Annotated in this window: 18 protein-coding genes; 7 read left to right on the top strand and 11 right to left on the bottom strand. The window is 60.8% G+C overall.

Annotation, left to right across the window (positions count from 1 at the left end; translation table 11 throughout):
• Window positions 1–20: 20 nt before the first annotated feature.
• Window positions 21–326 carry a DUF6412 domain-containing protein gene (locus PCS43_RS25250; protein WP_029256089.1) on the bottom strand — a complete coding sequence of 102 codons (306 nt, stop codon included), beginning with the start codon at window positions 324–326 and terminating at the stop codon, window positions 21–23.
• 389 nt (window positions 327–715) lie between these two features.
• Here PCS43_RS25250 and PCS43_RS25245 point away from each other — a divergent pair, with 389 nt between their 5' ends.
• Together PCS43_RS25245 and PCS43_RS25240 are read left to right on the top strand one after the other, a co-directional pair.
• Window positions 716–1,255: a C40 family peptidase gene (locus PCS43_RS25245; RefSeq protein ID WP_039973374.1), complete on the top strand. Its 540-nt coding sequence runs from the start codon at window positions 716–718 to the stop codon at window positions 1,253–1,255.
• Window positions 1,256–1,445: 190 nt separating this feature from the next.
• Window positions 1,446–1,682: a hypothetical protein gene (locus tag PCS43_RS25240; RefSeq protein WP_007733940.1), complete on the top strand. Its 237-nt coding sequence runs from the start codon at window positions 1,446–1,448 to the stop codon at window positions 1,680–1,682.
• Here the strand turns inward: PCS43_RS25240 and PCS43_RS25235 are convergent.
• Complete coding sequence (locus PCS43_RS25235) at window positions 1,657–4,014, bottom strand: ATP-binding protein (RefSeq protein WP_209909732.1); 2,358 nt, start codon at window positions 4,012–4,014, stop codon at window positions 1,657–1,659. The genes PCS43_RS25240 and PCS43_RS25235 overlap by 26 nt on opposite strands.
• Window positions 4,015–4,210: 196 nt before the next feature.
• Between PCS43_RS25235 and PCS43_RS25230 the strand changes: the two genes are divergently transcribed.
• From PCS43_RS25230 to PCS43_RS25220, 3 genes are all read left to right on the top strand, one after another.
• On the top strand, window positions 4,211–4,936 hold the full coding sequence (locus PCS43_RS25230; RefSeq protein ID WP_042451513.1) for a GntR family transcriptional regulator: 726 nt from the start codon (window positions 4,211–4,213) through the stop codon (window positions 4,934–4,936).
• Window positions 4,937–5,044: 108 nt separating this feature from the next.
• Complete coding sequence (locus PCS43_RS25225; RefSeq protein WP_007733936.1) at window positions 5,045–6,619, top strand: NCS1 family nucleobase:cation symporter-1; 1,575 nt, start codon at window positions 5,045–5,047, stop codon at window positions 6,617–6,619.
• Window positions 6,620–6,624: 5 nt separating this feature from the next.
• Complete coding sequence (locus tag PCS43_RS25220; RefSeq protein WP_007733934.1) at window positions 6,625–7,353, top strand: aspartate/glutamate racemase family protein; 729 nt, start codon at window positions 6,625–6,627, stop codon at window positions 7,351–7,353.
• Here PCS43_RS25220 and PCS43_RS25215 read toward each other — a convergent pair.
• Together PCS43_RS25215 and PCS43_RS25210 are read right to left on the bottom strand one after the other, a co-directional pair.
• Window positions 7,320–8,495 carry an MFS transporter gene (locus tag PCS43_RS25215; protein WP_042451348.1) on the bottom strand — a complete coding sequence of 392 codons (1,176 nt, stop codon included), beginning with the start codon at window positions 8,493–8,495 and terminating at the stop codon, window positions 7,320–7,322. The two genes, PCS43_RS25220 and PCS43_RS25215, sit on opposite strands and share 34 nt — an antisense overlap.
• 98 nt (window positions 8,496–8,593) lie before the next feature.
• The gene (locus PCS43_RS25210) at window positions 8,594–8,905 is read right to left on the bottom strand and encodes an ArsR/SmtB family transcription factor (protein WP_007733929.1); all 312 of its coding nucleotides are present in this window, start codon (window positions 8,903–8,905) and stop codon (window positions 8,594–8,596) included.
• Between the two features lie 338 nt (window positions 8,906–9,243).
• On the opposite strand from PCS43_RS25210, the gene PCS43_RS25205 reads away from it, so the two are divergent.
• Together PCS43_RS25205 and PCS43_RS25200 are read left to right on the top strand one after the other, a co-directional pair.
• The gene (locus tag PCS43_RS25205) at window positions 9,244–10,494 is read left to right on the top strand and encodes an MCE family protein (RefSeq protein WP_020908890.1); all 1,251 of its coding nucleotides are present in this window, start codon (window positions 9,244–9,246) and stop codon (window positions 10,492–10,494) included.
• An 82-nt stretch (window positions 10,495–10,576) separates the two neighbouring features.
• Window positions 10,577–11,332 (top strand): class I SAM-dependent methyltransferase, encoded by a 756-nt coding sequence (locus PCS43_RS25200; protein ID WP_209911693.1) that lies wholly within the window; start codon window positions 10,577–10,579, stop codon window positions 11,330–11,332.
• A gap of 43 nt (window positions 11,333–11,375) precedes the next feature.
• Here PCS43_RS25200 and PCS43_RS25195 read toward each other — a convergent pair whose 3' ends face one another.
• The 7 genes from PCS43_RS25195 to PCS43_RS25165 form a co-directional block, all read right to left on the bottom strand.
• Entirely contained in the window at window positions 11,376–12,128 is a 753-nt protein-coding gene (locus PCS43_RS25195) for a MerR family transcriptional regulator (protein WP_030535276.1), read from the bottom strand.
• A 75-nt stretch (window positions 12,129–12,203) separates the two neighbouring features.
• Window positions 12,204–13,691 (bottom strand): flavin-containing monooxygenase, encoded by a 1,488-nt coding sequence (locus tag PCS43_RS25190; protein WP_209909734.1) that lies wholly within the window; start codon window positions 13,689–13,691, stop codon window positions 12,204–12,206.
• Window positions 13,688–14,608: a hypothetical protein gene (locus PCS43_RS25185; protein ID WP_003939862.1), complete on the bottom strand. Its 921-nt coding sequence runs from the start codon at window positions 14,606–14,608 to the stop codon at window positions 13,688–13,690. The genes PCS43_RS25190 and PCS43_RS25185 overlap by 4 nt, the downstream gene beginning before the upstream one ends.
• Window position 14,609: 1 nt before the next feature.
• A complete protein-coding gene (locus tag PCS43_RS25180) occupies window positions 14,610–15,521 on the bottom strand; it encodes an SDR family NAD(P)-dependent oxidoreductase (RefSeq protein WP_007733918.1) in 912 nt (303 codons plus the stop codon).
• 169 nt (window positions 15,522–15,690) lie between these two features.
• Complete coding sequence (gene puuE, locus PCS43_RS25175; RefSeq protein WP_003940421.1) at window positions 15,691–16,620, bottom strand: allantoinase PuuE; 930 nt, start codon at window positions 16,618–16,620, stop codon at window positions 15,691–15,693.
• A gap of 16 nt (window positions 16,621–16,636) precedes the next feature.
• Window positions 16,637–17,623, bottom strand: coding sequence for an allantoicase (gene alc, locus PCS43_RS25170; protein ID WP_081558344.1), 987 nt, complete (start codon window positions 17,621–17,623; stop codon window positions 16,637–16,639).
• A gap of 3 nt (window positions 17,624–17,626) precedes the next feature.
• Window positions 17,627–18,871 (bottom strand): DUF6986 family protein, encoded by a 1,245-nt coding sequence (locus tag PCS43_RS25165; RefSeq protein WP_209909737.1) that lies wholly within the window; start codon window positions 18,869–18,871, stop codon window positions 17,627–17,629.
• Window positions 18,872–18,912: the final 41 nt, after the last annotated feature.

Raw genomic sequence — 18,912 nt, 5'->3', positions numbered from 1 at the left:
CACACCCGCCGACTGCCGATCTACAGACCGATTCCCGGAGCTCGAGGTTGCGGACGACCGGGCGCGTCCGGGCTGCTCTGCCTGCGGAAAGCACCACGCAGGCAGCGTTCGTCATCAGACGGGCCAGTGGCCGAAACCGCGCACAGTTGCAGAAGTTCGTACTTCGAGGAAGTTGCGAGCGCAGCGACCACGAAGACGGCAATCGCAGTTCCCAGCACCGCGGCGCTACCCGAGGAACCAAGCGGAGGCACCGCGAGAAGAGCGATGAACGGCAGCAGAAGCAGCAACAGTGACCGTGTCACCGTTCCTGTGCTCCGCTGTTGCATGACTGCGAGAGTACAGAACGTCCGCCGAATCCAGCCAGACGCTTGCCTCACGTACTTGTTCGCGCAGCCATTTGTGCGCAGGATCGTGGTCCATCCGACCGTGCCACTGTTGAGCGTTGGCGCTCCCGCTGCGAATCGCCTGACCGGAGCCGGGGTGAGGCCGGCCGCCGTGCCCTCCTTGATTCGGATCACGAAAGTCCGTCGAAGTTCTCGCGATCGATCAACAGGCCTTGCACCCACAATGCCGCTCGAAACAGGTATGCACCCCGTCCAACTGACCGATGCGAACACGTCGAGGCGCAACCAGGCTGAGTGTCGCAAGCCGAAGCCCGATCACACCCAGCTGGACACCTGCTTCGGGACGCATCGACGCAAAGGCAACACGAGAAATGTCGCACCACCGATTCACCGACCCCCGCACGAAGAAGCATGCACTCGGAAGAGCGCTTGTCGTCGGCGTTCTTTCCCTGACAACCCTTGCCGTGAGTATCGACACCGCGAACGCTCAGGCCCCCGTGCTTCGGGACTGGAACATCGCCGCAGTTTCCGTCGACACGAATCCGGCGAAGGTGTCAGCTTTCGCTTCCTCGGATACAGGCCGCGTATTGGCAGCCGCAGAGTCCAAGATCGGCGCTCCGTACGTCTGGGGCGCGACCGGGCCGGACTCGTTCGACTGCTCCGGTCTCGTTCAATGGGCCTATGCACAAGCGGGCGTTTCGATTCCGCGAACCAGCTACGACCAGGCGGTTGGCGGCACTCCAGTTTCCCGGGACGATCTACAGCCGGGTGACGTGGTCCTGTACTACGGCGGGGAGCATGTGGGGATCTACGCCGGAGGCGGTGAGATCGTTCACGCCCCGACGTCCGGGGAGTCGGTCGAACGCGCACCCGTGGACTCGATGCCGTACTACCTCGCCCGACGTTACTGACATGAATCCCGCAAGCTCGATGAAACAGCGTGTATCGCGGCGATATTCGAATCGCTCGTCGCGAGCCGAACGATTGACACTCCCCCATTGCGCGGAATGTGATGTCATCCTCTCGCCCGCGAGCGCGGTCTGCGCCAGGTGCCGTGGGGCGCGGTTGGACGTGACGCGGTGTTGCGGAGACGGCACTGTCGTGTCCTGGCGAACGGTTCACGGCGACCCCTCGACCGTTCTCGCCATCGTGGAATTGGACGAGGGGCCGTGGCTGTACACTTTCCTCACCGAATCCCCTCGCGCGGATGCGCCTGGACCGCTACGAGTGTCGTTTCAGGGGCGTGAAGAAGGTAAGCGCTACCCGGTGTTCTGCTTGTGCGGCGACGACCGTGGTGAACTGCTATCGGACGTCAACTCCGGCCTGCTGAGCCATTGACCTCACGCGAGTCACGCTCCTGCGCGGTCGAGACGTACCACGCTGCGATCTGCGCTCTGGAACTGAATCCCAGTTTTGTCAGTACGTGTTCCACGTGTCCCTGAGCGGTGCGCAGCGAGATTACCAAGTGCTCCGCAATCGCGCGATTGGTCAACCCTTGGGCAACCAGTTCCGCAACTTGCTGCTCACGAGGAGTGAGGTGAGGCCCTTCAGCCGACGACGCAGTCGTGACACTGGAGCGCTTGTCGAGCGCATATGCGACAGCTTCACCCTCGGACATCGCAAACCCGCTGCGAAACGACTTGTCGAAAGCATCGTCACCCATGGCTTTGCGAGCAGTCTCTGCAGCAGTGTCGTGATGAGCTGACAAACCCGGCAGGCCCGCCAGCCGTCCCCCGACCTTCTGCCAATACATGGCTGCCGCGCCGAGCAGAACCGCTGCATGCTTCCAATCACGTTGCGCTGCAGCAATCCACGCCAACGGCTCGATACACCACGCCGAGTTCATCGGGGCATCGAGAATTCTCAAACTTCGAGTCAAATAGTCACTTGCGGCCTCCAATTCACCTCGGAGCCAGCTCACGAGCCCGAGAGTTCCCAGCGCAAATGCCTGGAACATCATCTCGTCGGCGGGCACGGTGATCGCGAGAATCTCTTCGTTGCACTCCACAGAGCGATCAAGAGCGCCGGACAGGAAGTACGCGACTCCCAAGGTGTCCAGGCCGATCACAACATGCAGCAGATTCTTGTCGAGTCGAAACAGCGTCAACGCGGATTCCAGCTTGGCTGTAGCGGTATCGAAGTTACCTCTGAAGGTATCGACGTATCCGTCTCCCCACGTCGCCAAGCCGCGCGAGCGCACATCCCCCAAGTCGTTTGCCAGGCGCCAACTCTCGTCGACCAACTCTTCTGCCCGTTCGAGTTCCCCCTGCATCGCGTGATTCACGGCGTCGATGGCCAAGACATCCACTCGGAACGGATCCAGCTCTCGATCCTCTGCATTCAAGGCTCGATCCGTCCAGTAACGCGCCTGCACAAGTAATCCACCTGCAAGCCAGAATCTGTACAACGCACCGACCATTCGCGTTGCAGATCGCGCCTCTCCGGCAGTGGAAATCGAGTACTCCAACGCATCGTTGACGTTGCGCTGTTCACGACCGAGCCTTGCGATCCAGGCAGCTTGCCGGCCACTGATCCACTCGGCTTCCGCATGAACGACCAGTGCCTCGAACCAATCACGATGGCTTCGACGCAGAGCGGAATACTCACCGGCGGACTCCAACTTTTCATGTCCGTACTCCCGGAGTAGGTCGAGGAGGTGGTACCGAACATCCCCGTCGGTTTCCTCACGAATCAGGATGGACTTCTCGACCAACGCGGTGACGAGATCGAGCACTTCGGTCGAATTCATGTCCTGCCCACACACGCCCTCAGCGGCATCGAGATCGAACCCACCCGAGAACACCGACAACCTCCCCCACAACTGCTGTTCGGTTGGCGAGCAGAGGTCGTATTTCCAATCGATCGACAATCGCAGCGTCTGTTGACGACTCGGAACGTCGCGTCCACCCGTTGTAAGAAGTCGGTATCGATCCGAGAGCCTGTTCATGATCTGCTCAGCAGACATACCACGCAGGCGAGCTGCCGCCAGTTCGATCGGAAGTGGGAGTCCATCCAAGTCGTGACAGATATGCGCAACGGCGCGCTTGTTCTCCTCGGTGAGGGTGAAACCAGGTACGACGGAAGCCGCACGCTCGGTGAACAACGACACCGATTCGTACTGGGCAATTCCCTCGAATTCGGGCGGCTGTTGCTGCGGTGTGGTGAGTGAGGGAACGCGCATCGTCACCTCACCGCCCAGGCCCAGCGATTCGCGGCTCGTCGCCAGGATCTTGACGCCGGCACATCGCCGTAGGATCGCGCCTACGAACACAGCGACGGCATCGACCAGATGTTCACAGTTGTCGAGCACCAACAGCAGACTCCGATCGGCGCAGTAGTCGATCAATGCCTGCAGCGGGTCCGCCGACGAGACCGACCGGACACCAAGGGTCACGGCGACATGATCTTCGAGGAGATCCGAATCTGTCTGCTCCCCCAGTTCCACCAACCAGGCACCATCTCGAAACACCCGTTGCAACGCGCCCGCAAGTCGGATCGCGAGCCGTGTCTTGCCCACGCCACCGATCCCGGTGAGTGTCAACAAACGGGACGTCTCGAACAATCTCCTGGCGTCGGCCAACTCACGCCGACGACCGACGAAACTCGTCAGCTCCAAGGGCAGGTTGCCGACAACTCGCTGGTCGGCTTCTGAGCGCACAGCGGATGCCATCGACCGACTCGCTTTCTGCCATACCACTACACAACAACGCTACCCCCACGATCGGCCTCCCGAGCAGCACTCACGCGAGCATGTGATCGGAGCCCACTTGTTCTCCCCCGAGTGCGAGATGCACGACGGCCACACCGGTGTCACGCAGACGAAACAACGTATTCCTACTCTGGCAGACAGACGAAGGGAGAGCGACATGCCGCCGCGCCGTAGATCGGTACTGCTGACGCAACTGGTAATCGATGCTCCCGGAAGTCCACAACAAACGATCCTCGACGAACTGCGGCGAGTGATTCTGTCGGGTTCGGCGCCTCCGGGTACCCCGATTCCTCTCGGCGACGTGGCTGATGTGTTCGGTGTCAGTCGAATACCCGTGCGGGAATCACTGAAAACACTGGTCGGAGAGTCCTTGGTCGACCATCGACATCAATTCGGCTACACCGTTGCTCAGCTGACGCCGGCAGAACTGCGAGAGATGTACATCGTCCGCGAAACTCTCGAATCAGCTGCATTGGCCGTCGCTGTCGAGCAGGCAACCGAAGAGGATCACGAACACGCCGTCGAGGTGAACTCCCGTTTGGAGATCGCATTGCGCTACGACGACTCTCAGTCCTATCACTGCGAGAGCCGAAACTTTCATCTCGCACTGACCCGACCGTCTCAGATGCTTCGACTTCTGCACATGTTCGAAGCTGCCTGGAACATCACCGAACCAGTACAGCCGATGGTCCATGTTGCCGGCGTCGATCGCCGGGTTCTGCACTCGGATCACACCGCGATGCTGGACGCATTCCTGCGTCGGGACGCATCCGCACTTCTGAGCGCTTCCGAAATCCATCATCGCCGACTCGATACCGTGATCGCGACTCTACCGACAGACACCGGTCTATTGGCCGAAAAAGATATACCGATCACGCAATAGTCGTGCAACACAGCATCGATACCTTTCTCTCAACACAGTTTTCATCACTGACGCTGAGAGCTCGTGGCACCGTCCGCTGATTTCCTGCACTGATGCACAGGAGCTGTCATGACCGACATTCTTCCGTCCCGAACGACCACTACCCCCACTCCCCCAAAGGAAAGCGGATCGGGTGACCTTGTCGAAGCCGCGGGTCACCCTGTCGGAAGCGGCCTGATCAAGCCGGGCTACGACCCTCGTTTGACCAACGAGGACTTGGCGCCGCTTCGCAAGCAGACCTGGTCGTCGTACAACATCTTCGCCTTCTGGATGTCCGACGTACACAGCGTCGGCGGATATGTCACTGCCGGTAGTCTTTTCGCACTGGGATTGGCCAGCTGGCAAGTACTCGTCGCCCTGCTGGTCGGTATCACGATCGTCTACTTCTTCTGCAATCTCGTCGCCAAGCCCAGCCAAGTTACCGGCGTGCCGTATCCGGTGATCTGCCGCAGCGTGTTCGGCGTCCTCGGCGCGAACATCCCGGCAATCATTCGTGGCCTGATTGCCGTGGCTTGGTATGGAATTCAAACCTTCCTCGCTTCAGCAGCCCTCGATGTCGTACTGATCAAACTCTTTCCGTCACTCGCGCCCTATGCCGTCGTCGAAGACTACGGATTCGCCGGACTCTCCGCACTGGGCTGGGGAAGTTTCATGCTCCTGTGGGTACTTCAGGCCTGTGTCTTCTGGCGAGGCATGGAATCGATCCGCCGCTTCATCGACTTCTGCGGGCCGGCTGTGTATGTCGTGATGTTCATGCTGTGCGGCTACCTGATCTACAAGGCAGGCTGGAGCGCCATCGATCTCACGCTCGGCGACGTCAAGTACTCGGGGTTCGACGCCGTGCCGGTCATGCTCGGTGCGATCGCTCTGGTTGTCTCGTACTTCTCCGGACCGATGCTCAACTTCGGCGACTTCTCCCGCTACGGAAAGTCGTTCGCTGCCGTCAAGAAGGGCAACTTCCTCGGTTTGCCGTTGAACTTCCTCGTATTCTCGGTGTTGGTCGTCGTCACTGCATCGTTGACGCTGCCGGTGTACGGCGAACTGATCACCGATCCCGTTGCGACCGTTGCACGAATCGACAGCACCTTCGCCATCGTTCTCGGCGCACTCACCTTCACCATCGCCACGATCGGCATCAACATCGTGGCCAACTTCATTTCCCCGGCCTTCGACTTCTCCAACGTGAGTCCGCAGAAGATCAGCTGGCGCGCCGGCGGAATGATCGCAGCGATCGGCTCGATCCTCATCACGCCGTGGAACTTGTACAACAATCCGGACGTCATTCACTACACACTCGAAACCCTCGGAGCCTTCATCGGTCCGCTGTTCGGAATTCTGATTGCCGACTACTACCTCGTGCGCAAGCAGAAGGTCATCGTCGACGAACTGTTCAGCATGTCGCCGACCGGAACCTACTGGTACAGCAAGGGATACAACCCTGCTGCAGTGATCGCCACCGTGGTGGGAGCCGTCGTCGCGATGGTCCCGGTCCTGGGCAAGGACCTCACCGGGATGTACACCGCAGCGCAGTACAGCTGGTTCATCGGTTGTGGGCTCGGATTCACCGTCTATTACCTACTCGCCGCGCGCTCTTCCTCAGCTGTCCGGAATGCTTCCTCTCCCGACACTGTGACGGTCGACTGATCGTCATGAGAATCAAGGTGATCAACCCTAACACCACGTGGGCGATGACCGCCAAGATCGAGGAATGTGCCCGGACCGTCGCAGGCTCGGGCACATTCGTCGAGGCTGTCAGCCCTGCCATGGGTCCCGCGTCGATCGAAAGCCACTACGACGAAGCTCTCAGCGTCCCCGGAATCCTGACCGAGATCGCCGCCGGAGAAAAGAACGAAGTCGACGGCTACGTCATCGCTTGCTTCGGTGACCCAGGTCTTGATGCAGCCCGAGAGTTGGCCAAGGGCCCCGTCGTAGCTGTTGCCGAAGCGGCCATGAACTACGCAAGTTTCCTGGGTCGCGGATTCAGCATCGTGACCACTCTCGGTCGAACCCGCGGCCGCGCAGCCGATCTGGTGGACCGGTACGGCATGCAGGCTCGGTGCCGGGGTATCCACTCCTGCGAGATTCCGGTTCTGGAACTCGATCGTGATCCCGACGCGCGAAAGGTGATCTTGGAAGCCTGTTTCGACGCATTGGAGCAAGACGACTCGGACGTCCTCGTGCTGGGTTGCGCCGGCATGGCGGACCTGTGCCAGGACTTGTCCGACGAACTGGGTGTCCCGGTAGTCGACGGCGTTGCCGCTGGGGTCACGATGGTTCAGTCGTTGGTCACCCTCGGACTGTCGACCAGTTCACGCGGCGAGTTCGCACGGCCACTTCCCAAGAACTACACCGGTACACTGACACCGTTCTCGCTGTGAGCGTGCCTGAGCGAGAGTCGAACACCTGTCACCAGCAGCGCCAGGATCGCGAACAATACTCCAGCCCAGACTAATTGGCGGGTTTCGAAATGCGCGAGAAACAGTCCACCGACCGCAGTGCCGAGCGTAATCCCCAGGTTGGAGAACGAGATGAAAAGGCTGTTGCCGAATTCAGGCGCGTCGACTGCGTCTCGCCCCATCCAGCTCTGCGAAACCACCAGTCCACCGGAATGCACTACACCCCAAACCAACACGGCTACAACCATCGCGCCGAAGTACGGGCCCGCCAGATAGAGCATCACGTAGACGACGATGTACAGCAAGGGAAATGCCACAACCGTGCGCACCACCCCCTTGGCGAGCAGAGCCCCGAAGACGAAGTTGCCGAAGATCATCACGACACCGAAAGCCAAGAGCATCGCGCTGATCCACGATCCGCTCATGCCGGTCACTTCGCCGAGGTATTCGGCAAAGTATCCGTACACCGAGAACATGGCTGCGAAGACGAAGGTGACGGAAAGAATGGTCAACCACACGCGCGGCCGGCGAAGTATCCCGACCTGTGCACCGTACGACAGGCGTTGTGTCACAGGAGCCGAGGGCAGAAGTACGACAATCCCGAAAAACGCGAGAACGTTGACCACGGCGCCGAACACGAATGCTGTCGACACCGAAAAGTTCTCGGCCAAATAGGACGTCAAGGGCACGCCGAACGCGAATCCGACTGTGACGCCTGCAAATACCTTGGTCACCGCGGCGGTCGCCTGTTCCGGCGATACCAGACGAACCGCACTTGCAAGCGCGACAGCGAAGAAGACCGGATGAACCACGGCGGGGATGATCCGAAATGCAAACATCACCTCGAAACTCGATGTGGTCGCATACACCACATTGGAGACCGCAAAGACTGCAATCGCCACCAACAGAACGGTTCTCCTGTTGATTCCCGAGGTGATCAGCGTTGTGAACGGACCGGTCACCGCCACGACGAGTGCAAACACACCGACCAACCATCCGGCAGTCGACGCGGTGATACCGAACTTTTCGCTGATCTGAGGCAGAACCCCGATAATGCCCATCTCCGTAGTGATGATTCCGAATACACCCAACGCCAGAACCGGTATCAACAATTTCGACTTCACGACACACTCCTCACTACTACGTCACACAAGACAGTTACATATCTAGATATGTAGATATATTTGGTTGAACAAACCGGCCGACGAGGGCAATTCGGCCGCTACAGCTTTTCGCGAACGAATTCCCTGAACTCGCCGATCACGGATTCGTTTCGTCGGTAATACGTCCACTTCCCGATGCGCTCGGACTCGAGCAGACCCACATCTTTCATGCCCTGCAGGTACCCCGAGATCACCGACTGGGCAAGTCCCGATCGCCCCTGGATGTCACCCACACAGACTCCGATGTGAAACCCGAGATCCTGCTGCGTATACGAGTCCTCGTCGAAATACTTCGCCGGGTGCGCGAGCCACTCCATGATCTGCAGGCGAGTCGGGTTGGACAGCGCCTTGAAGATCGCCAAAGCATCCATGGACCACACCCCTCTGCACGACAACCGGAACGCATCTACTTTTATGGATATGTTTGGCGAAGTCAAGCCCGATCCGGACCGAAAGCCGTCTGCATCACATCGAAGCATTCGAAGTGAGCTGCGACACTTACGTTTCGACGACCTGCGGAAATCTCAGCGCCGACTTTCTATCTGTGACGACTTGTTTATAGTTATCGCCAACAACGAATTGCCGGAAGTTTTCGGTTCACCTCAGAACGTCCGTGGGTGAACACAATTCGCTCAACACCAGCCTTACCCGGCTTGTCATTCGGGAGTCGAACCATGAACACACCGCATCAGTTCAGGGTCGTCACCTCATGGTGATGTCGAAGCTCGCCAAATGGCAGCTGGTCGCCCTCGTCGTGGTTGCACTCCTGGGCTTGATCTATGTCGGAGCGAAATACGTACGGCTGGACAATCTTCTGGGATTCGGCCAATACACGGTCAAAACCGAACTGGCGACGTCCGGTGGCATCTTCACCAACGCCGAAGTGACCTATCGCGGTGTACCCGTCGGACGCGTCGGTGACATGTCGCTCACGTCCGACGGAATCGAAGTCGACCTGTTGATCGACAGCAGTGCTCCGCAGATTCCCGCATCCGCGCGGGCCGTGGTGGCCAATCGCTCAGCCATCGGCGAGCAGTACGTCGACCTTCAGCCCGATACCGACCAGGGCCCGTTCCTCGAAGACGGCTCGGTGATCGCCGTGGGCGACACCACCACGCCGATCCCGATCGAGAATGTCTTGACCAGCGCCAACGGTCTGGTGCACTCCGTTCCGGTCGACGCACTCCACACCGTCGCGAAAGAACTCGGCGCGGCATTCAACGGCAAGGGCGAAGATCTGCAGGTACTTGCCGACTCGCTGTCGGGGATCTCCCAGTCCGGCCTCGACACCCTTCCCCAGACCCTCGGACTGATCCGCGACAGCCAGACGGTGCTCACGACCCAGTCCGATCAATCGTCGGCGATCAAGCAGTTCAGCACCGACCTCGACGCACTGACGGCGCAATTGCGCACCAGCGACCCCGACATCCGACGCGTGATCGACAACGGCATACCGGCCAGCGAACAAGTCGGCTCTCTCGTCACCGAAGCCGGCCCCGCGCTCACGACCAACCTCTCCAACCTCTCCGCCGTTGCAGCGGCAGCCGCACCGACACTGCCCTCGCTGCAGCCCTTCCTGCTCTTCCTGCCTGCGCTCGCCGGGGCGGCGCCCACCGTTGCACCGGGAGACGGCACAGTACATCTGGGCTTGGTACTCGAGACCAACAACCCGCTCTCGTGCACCGTCGGTTACGAAGGGACCATGGCGATCCTCGACGAGATGAAGCGCAAGGACCCGAACTTCGACGACACGACGCAGAACTTCCCGTTGAACACTGCCGCCAACTGCCAGGCACCTCAGGGCAGCGAAACGGGAGTTCGTAGCGCCAACCGCATCGCGTTCGCCGACCCGAACACCTCGCAACCGTGGGACAGCAAGCCCAAGGTGGACCCGGACAAGCTCAACCTGAACCCGATTGCCACTCAACTCGCACCGATGCTCGGCGCCACCCCGAAGTAGCCGTAAACAACTGGCACCGTCGACCCTCCGCGACGATGATGATGTGATGTCGGAAGGAACGCCTGAAGGCGAGTCACAGAGCATGTCACGAGGTTTCGACGAACTTGTCGCCGAAGCGGAATCCGCCTCCGTCGACGGGTGGGATTTCTCGTGGCTCGACGGACGCGCCACGGAGCAGCGTCCGTCGTGGGGGTACCAGAGGCTGATGGGTGAACGTCTCGGCCGCGCCGGCGCCGCATTGGACATCCAGACCGGCGGCGGCGAAGTCCTCGCCGCTGCACCGTCACTCCCGCCGGTGATGGCAGCAACCGAATCCTGGCCACCGAACATCGCCAAGGCCACCGCCCTTCTGCGTCCCCGAGGTGTGGTGGTGGTCGCCGATCCGGACGAGCCGCCGCTACCGTTCGCCGATTCGGCTTTCGACCTGGTGACCAGCCGACACCCAGCGACGGTGTGGTGGACCGAAATCGCGCGGGTACTCGAACCGGGAGGAACGTACTTCGCTCAACATGTGGGTCACGCCAGCGTGTTCGAACTGGTCGAGTACTTTCTTGGTCCTCAGCCGCAGGCTCGTCGCGGACGGCACCACGAGGACGAAACTGCCGACGCGATTGCGGCCGGGCTCACCCTCGTCGACCTTCGCTTCGAGCGTCTGCGCATGGAATTCTTCGACATCGGCGCCGTTGTCTACTTCTTACGCAAGGTGATCTGGATGGTTCCGGGATTCACCGTCGCGCAGTATCGGGACCGGCTCCGCGAACTCGATCAGCAGATCAGTCGCGACGGATCTTTTGTCGCCCACTCGAGTCGATTCCTGATCGAGGCACGCAAGAGCTGAGCGCACCGCGACGGGCCGCACATCCCGAACGTGATCGATGCTGCTAGTCGGACTCGTCGGCGTCGCTCCGCGAGCCGATCGCAGCGGCAAGATAGTCGCCGAGTTCACGCTGAAGGTTCGCGTCGAGTGCCCGGGCCAGTGCCGAATGTACCGACGCCACACCGAGTTCACGCATCGTCTGGAGCATCTCGGCTGTTCCGGCAACCTCGTCGCCCTCCGGGAGCCAACCGACCCCGTGCTGATCGACGATGCGATCCTTCGCCGCCTGAATCAGGTCTTTGGCGATCCCGTCCACAGCGTTGTGAAGCTTTTCGTGCACATCGACCAGTTGATCGAGAGTGAAACCGTAGTCGAGGAGACTCGAAAATCCGCTGAGCAAAGCAGGATCGGTGAAAACGCAGTTCTCTCCTTCGATCTGTACCAGTCCGAGATCTACGAGACGATCCAGTTGACCATCTGCATCTCCCCCGAGAAACTCGCGTACGACGGCCATCTCGATACTCACGGTGTCGCTGCGGGACCATGGTTCGGTGACCGCGTGCTGCAGACCCAGCACCTCTGTCAGGTCTTTCCCGCTTTCCCACCCGGTGATGAAGTCGTCGATATGCGCAGTGGTGAAACCTCGTTGAAGAAGCGTGTCGATCAGCTTGAGGCGTTCGAGGTGCGCGTCGCCGTAGATGCCTACCCGCCCACGCTTCTCCGGCGGAGGAAGCAATCCACGTTCCTGATATGCCCGTACATTCCGCGAGGTGGTGCCCGCAGCGCGCGCTAGATCGTCGATGCGGTACTCGGTCACCGCCTCGTCTCCTCTGCCGCGTCGGTCGTCACGATTCCAACTTAGTGGCAACACCAGGCCGATCAGAACCCGGGATCAGGTCTGCGCGGTGTCTTTCTCACGCACCGTGCTCGTGTAGTCCCGAAGATCCACCGATTTCAATTGGTTCACGTACTGGGTCGCGAAACCGGGAAACATAGTGGCATTGAATCCTTCGTCGGTGAGATACCAACTCGAACATCCCGAGTTCCACGTGGTCTTCGACAGCCGACGCTGCAACTCGACGTTGTACGCATCTTCGACATCTTGACGAACATCGAGTGCCTTGAGGTCGCGCTCGAGAACGATCTTGATCGCTTGGGCGAGATAGTCGAGTTGCGCTTCCATGTACACAAGGGCGGAGCTGTGCCCCGGACCCGAGTTGGGTCCGAAGGTGAAATACAGGTTGGGATAACCGGATACCGCAATGCTCTTGTACGCACGCGCCCCGGATTTCCACTCCTGAGCGAGCACACGTCCGTCCCGGCCGATGATCGGGACCGGTGTTCCGGTCTTGCAAACGTCGAAGCCGGTGGCGAAGACGATGCAGTCGAATTGATGCTCGATCCCTTCGACCGTGCGAATGCCATGTGGCGCCAATCTCGCGATCGGCCAGGTCACGAGTGTGCAATTGTCTTGCTGGAGAGCCGGGTAATACTCGCTGGTCATCAGCAACCGCTTGCACCCTGCCCGAAAGTCGGGAGTGAGTTGTCGCCGCAACCACGGGTCCTTCACCTGCATGCGCAGATGAAGACGCCCGACTGTTTCCACCACCCTCGTCAACGGGGATTCCCACACCACCCCGAGAGCTACCGATTCGTGTCCCCAGTACCAAGCCCGACGCGCCAGAGTCTGGACGACCGGATGACGACGGTACAGATCCTTCGTGCGAGATCGGGTGCGTAGGTTTGCTCGCGGCAATGCCCATCCCGGTGTTCGTTGGAAAACCTTCACTGATCGTGCAGTTTTCACGAGTTCAGGGACGATCTGGACGCCACTGGCCCCAGTTCCGATCACTGCGACCCGCTTGTCGGTGAAGTCGTAGTCATGGTCCCAGCGAGCACTGTGAATCTTGTGTCCTTCGTAGCTCTCCAAACCCGGAACAGCGGGAAAGCTGACGTTCGCCAGCGGACCGGACGCCATGACGACGGTCCGGGCAATGACCGCTTCACGGCCCTCGAGCGCGATCGCCCAGACACCTGTCTGCTCGTCCCACTCGACGCCCGTGACGTTGCACCGAAACCGAATCTTCGGCTCGAGGCCGAACTCTTTCACCATCGTTCGGATGTAGCCGAGGATCTCCGCGCTGGCCGAGTAGGTGTGCGACCAGTCCGGGTTCGGGGCGAAACTGTACGAGTACAGACGGGACGGAATGTCGCACGCAGCTCCCGGATACGTGTTGTCGCGCCACGTCCCGCCGACCTCCGTGCCGCGTTCGAGAACGACGAAGTTCTCGATACCGTTCTGCTTCAACCGAATCGCCGCTCCGATTCCTGCGAAACCTCCACCGATGATCGCCACTGACAGTGGCTCGGCAGTACTCATGCGAGTGGCTCGTACGTAAGTTCCTTGGCCCAGGTCGGCTCGGAATTGAGCCTGCTGCCGGAAAGTCGGCCAGTGACCTTGACCATCCGATCGGCAAGCAGATGGTAGGGATGGTTGCGATTGATGACCATGTTGCCGTGCCACTTCACCACCCGATACATCGGGACGCGGAGCGCGGCCGGACTCCGTTCGCCTACGTTCCTGAATCGCTTCATCGCGGTGTAGAGCCGTTCCTCGTTCACTCCCATGTCGACGATGTTGTCGCGCATCTTGTTCAGCAGCGGGATGTAGCGAAGTGTCCCGATGATCAACGCCGGATTCATCCAGGCGCCGACGGTTTCGACAACGAGCTTGCGCGTCGTCGAGTGCCCGAGCATCTCGATCACCGCAAAATCGACCGCCAGATGCCTGGACTCGTCTGCATTGATCTTCTTGAACACAGCCTGACAGACCGGATCCTCGATCTCGTCCATGATGAACTTGACCAGGGCTCCGTCGAGCGCCACCTCGAGCATCGGTATGACGGTCCCGAGAATCGAGAGCGACAAACCGTCGGAATGCTTGTCCAGCCAGTCGATGACGAGCTTGACGTTGATGTTGGGCTCGGGCATCTCGTCGCCGTCCAGCATTCCCCAACGACGCATCAGCGCGAGTTCGGCGTTGGCGTGCTTCTGTTCCTCGGCGTGAAAATGCCGATAGATGTCTCGGAGAGTTTCAGTCGGCGCCTTGAGAGCCATCGCAGCGAAGCCACGGGCACCGACGTTCTCGATCCACATCAGGTCCGACATGAACGGTTTCAGCTTCGCATGAAGCTCTGGACTGATCGTCTCGGCGCCCGGAGCATCCCAGTCGATGTCCACCAGAGCCCATTGGCGGTCCTTGATCTTGTGCAGCATGCCGTCGAAATCGAAGGACATGTCACGCTCCTTTCGTGCTCGGCGAGTTCGTCTCCGGCGCCGCCGAAGTTCCAGATGAACCCGACTTCTGTTTCGGTGCAAAGCGATTGAGAACTCCACAGCCCCAGGTGTATGCAACGGGTAGATACCGTTTGAGTCGCCAGATCACCTTCGCATCGAACTGCGGCACCACGTAGAGTCGACCCTTGTCGTAGGCGTCGAGAGTGGTGACGGCGATGCGCTCCGGCGAAAAGCCGGTTCGCCGCATCAACGCTTGCGCCAATTGTGTTGCTTCCGCGGTGATTCGGCCGTCGAGAGCAACATTTGTCTTGACGAAGGTCGGACACAGCACCGTCACCCGCACTCCCGTACCGGCAAGTTCAGCGGACAAGGTCTCCGAGAGCGACATCACGGCGGCTTTACCGACGTTGTAGGGCGCCATCAGTGGCGCAGCCGCAAACCCAGCAGCCGAGGCCACGTTGATGAATCCCCCGGCCCCGCTCGCACGCAGTTGTGGAGCGAATATCTCACAGCCGTGCACGACACCCCACAGATTGATCCCGAGTGCCCACTCCCAATCGTCGAAACCGATCTGGCCCACCGGTTTTCCACCGATACCGACCCCGGCGTTGTTGATCACCAGCGAAAGCGGACCCGCAAGTTCGAGTTCCGCGAACAACGCCAGGTCCTGAACCTGCTCACGAATTGACACATCGCATTTGACGGCGTGCGCGGTACCACCGATCTCATCGATGAGTGCCACTGTTTCCTTGGCCCGTTCCAGCGAGATATCCGCGCAGATCACCTCACCGCCTCTGCGCGCCAACTCCAACGAAAAGGCACGGCCGATTCCGCTGCCGGCGCCGGTCACCACTGCGCGGGCATTGTGGGACACCTTCGATCCGCGGTTCTTGGTCGGTTTCTTGGTCGGCACCGGTCGGCTCACCTTGAAGACGCTTCGACTGCTGTGTGTTTCTCCATCTCCAAAGAGTCATCCACAACCGTGCCAGTTGTCAATGGCCTAGAATTCGATGGCGGAATACGCGGCAGTCGAACCAGTACCCGGACTGCTCGAATGAAGTCTTTTGTCGACCGACCGTGATCTAAACGGGGTGCGCGGTCTTCCAGTGCTCGGCGATGTCGATGCGCCGCGCGATCCAGACCTTCTCGTGTGACTGCACGTGGTCCAGAAATCGCTCGAGAGCGGCCGCACGGGCAGGGCGGCCGACTATGCGGCAGTGCAACCCGATCGAGAGCATCTTGGGCGATCCGGCCGTCCCCTCCGCATACAGCACGTCGAAGGCATCGCGTAGGTGCGCAAAGAACTGATCACCGCTGGGAAATCCTGCGGGAGAGGCGAAACGCATGTCGTTGGTGTCAAGGGTGTACGGAACGACCAGGTGCTTCACCGATTCTGCGCCACGCGGAACGTCGACCCAGTACGGCAGATCGTCGGCGTACGAATCGGAGTCGTAGACGAAGCCGCCGTGCTCGACCACCAATTCGCGGGTGTTCGGTGAATCGCGCCCGGTGTACCAACCGAGGGGCGCCGAACCCGTCAGATCTCGCAGAATCTGCACTGCCTCGGCCATGTCTGCGCGTTCGCGCTCGATGTCCACGGATTGGTAAGACTTCCAACGTAATCCGTGGCACGCGATCTCGTGGCCCAACTCCTGAAAAGCACTGACTGCTTCGGGGTTCCGCTGCATCGCCCGCGCCACCGCAAAGACTGTGAGAGGCAGGTTTCGCCGCTCGAAGGTTCGCAGTACACGCCACAACCCGGCCCGGGAGCCGTACTCGTACAGCGATTCCATGCTCATGTGTCGATTCGGAAATGCCTCTGCCGGAGTCATTTCCGACAGAAATGTTTCCGAAGCCGCGTCCCCGTCCAGGACGTTGTTCTCGGCTCCCTCTTCGTAGTTGAGCACGAACTGAACCGCTATCCGCGCGTCGCCGGGCCAGTGCGGATGCGGCGGATGAGGGCCGTACCCCACCATGTCCCGGGGATAGTCGTCGCGCGGATAGTCGCTCATGCCAACAACTTTACCGTCAGCGCCCGGAGATCACAGCGCGAGCAGCGTCGGTGAGTACGCCGAAGACTCTCAGCCGCGCCAGGCCACCGTCCGGGAAGATGTCCAGACGAACATCGGTGACCTGGACTTCGGAATCGATCGGAAAGCGATGGCGCGTATCCGGACGCAGCGTCGTGCGCGGCAACAGTTCGATCCACTCCCCCTCCGACGTCCGCCCGGTCAGAGCACCCTCACCTGGACTGTTTCCGAGGAAGTACGAGGTGTCGATCTCGACGAAACTCAGTACGCCTTCACCCGCGAGTTGTACTTGCACCCAGTCGTTTCCGTTGTCGCGGCGCCTGGCGGTCTCCCACCCGTCACCCATCGAAGCAGCGCGTCCGGGAAACAGGATGTTCTGCGGTGAGCTGTAGAACATGTTGGAGCAATCGGTCACGCGGCCACCGTTTTCGAGTGCTGCGAGGTCCAACGGCCCGGCATCGAGGAAACGCGGGTCCGGCCGCGCTTCGCCGTGAACACGGAATCTCGCCACGCCGCCGTCCGGGTAAATGGTCAGCTTGACGTGCGTCCACCGCTGCTCCGACGCCACCGCGAACGGATTCTCCGAGTCACCATGCACGATCGAGCGCTCGACGATGGTTGTCCACTCACCGGATCCGGCCAGGTCGGCGGGATCCGGATACCCGTCGACCGAGATTGCTTCCACCGAGATCTCGGGCGGGTAATTGCCCTTGAACCACGCGGTGTCGACCACGACGCCTCGCACCACTCCGGGAACACCGAGTCGGACGATCGCCTCGTCATGGCCTGCCACCCGGCGGCGACGCGTCTCCCAACCGTCGTACACCTGCCCCTTGTGACCGAACGTCGCCGGCTGGTACCCGGCCTTGCCTGGGCGGATCAGGGCCTCACGCTCGGCAAACGCCTCGTCGTTCGCCCAGATGACGGCTCCGCCGAGGGTGCGCAGTGCGAGATCGGGCAGCAAGGTGAATTCGGTGGTGCTCATCGGTCAGTGTTCTCCTGTGATCGGTGTGGTGCGTCCTACGAGGTGACGGAGTGCGTTGGTGTCGGCGCTCGGGGCGAGCCGGAGAACTTCGGATTCCGGATAAGCCCCCGCGTCGAGCCCGCGCAGTACCACCGCTGCGAGCGCCTGGGCGGTTGCAGGTTCGTCCATCACGTCGCCACCTTGGCGCCCCAAGTACGACTGGATGCGCGGGGCAGCGGCGCCGAGCGCGTTGCGATAGAAGCCGAACGTGGCGAGCCAGCGGGTGACCAGATGCCCGGGGTGCATGTCCCACCCCTGGTAGTAACCGCGTTCCAGGGACCGCGTGACGAGGCGATGGTGCCGAGTGATCGCGTCGCGGATCGCCGTAACGCTCCCGACAGGCGCGACCTGAGTCGACCCGTCGCACACCCAGACACCGGTCTGCGCGGCAGCAGCCAACATGACAGCCTTTGCGTGGTCTGCCACCGGATGTTCGAGCGACTGATGACGCGATGCAATTCCGCAAGCTGCACTGTAATCGTAAGTGCCGTAATGCAAACCGGTCAGACGACCGGCACCGCGATGGATCGCCTGAGCAACTGCCACCGTTCCGTCGGCCGCGATGACCGCCTGCGGGCTCTCGATCTGCAACTCGAACCGAAGCGAACCGAGCTCGAGTCCGTGCGCCTTCTCCAGCTCTTCGCAGAGCAACACCGTCGCCGTGACCTGCTCCACCGCGCGCAGTTTGGGAACGGTGAAGACAAATCCGTCCGGCACTCCGCCGGCCGCGTCGAGCACAAGCTCGAGCGTCCTGATCGAGCGCCGACGCTCACCGGCCGGCAACCCCTTGAACCTGATGCCACTCCAGTTCGGCCCGGCAGGATCAGCGCTGAGCCCGGCAAGCGTCTGTCCGGCCGACGTCGCTGCATCGTCTTCTTCTTCGTCGCTGCGGCGTCCGTACCCGTCCTCGAAATCGATCCGAAAGTCTTGGACCGGCTTGCGGCCGAGTTGAACTCGCACATCAGCGAGCGCATTCTCCGTGTCGAGATCGGCGAACACATGAGCATGGGAATCGAGAAGCGCGATCGCCTGCTCACCCCAGAGTCGAGGGGTGTCGACGGTTGCATCCGCGGCACTGACGTAAATCGTGTGCACGGGTTGGATCTCGTCACGGTTTCCCGGGTACTGCGCCGCGAGCCGCTCGTCCACCGGATCCAGAAGTCCGTCCAGACGATCGTGGACGGCGGCGGAGAGTCGGGATTCTGTCATCGGACGATCTTCTCAGAACGTCCGCGAGCCCGCAGGTTCTC

This window comes from Rhodococcus sp. C-2, from assembly GCF_027854095.1.
Lineage (GTDB): Bacteria > Actinomycetota > Actinomycetes > Mycobacteriales > Mycobacteriaceae > Rhodococcus_F > Rhodococcus_F qingshengii.
Note: the sequence above shows the minus strand (reverse complement) of the source record. Positions and strands in the feature narration are given on the sequence as shown.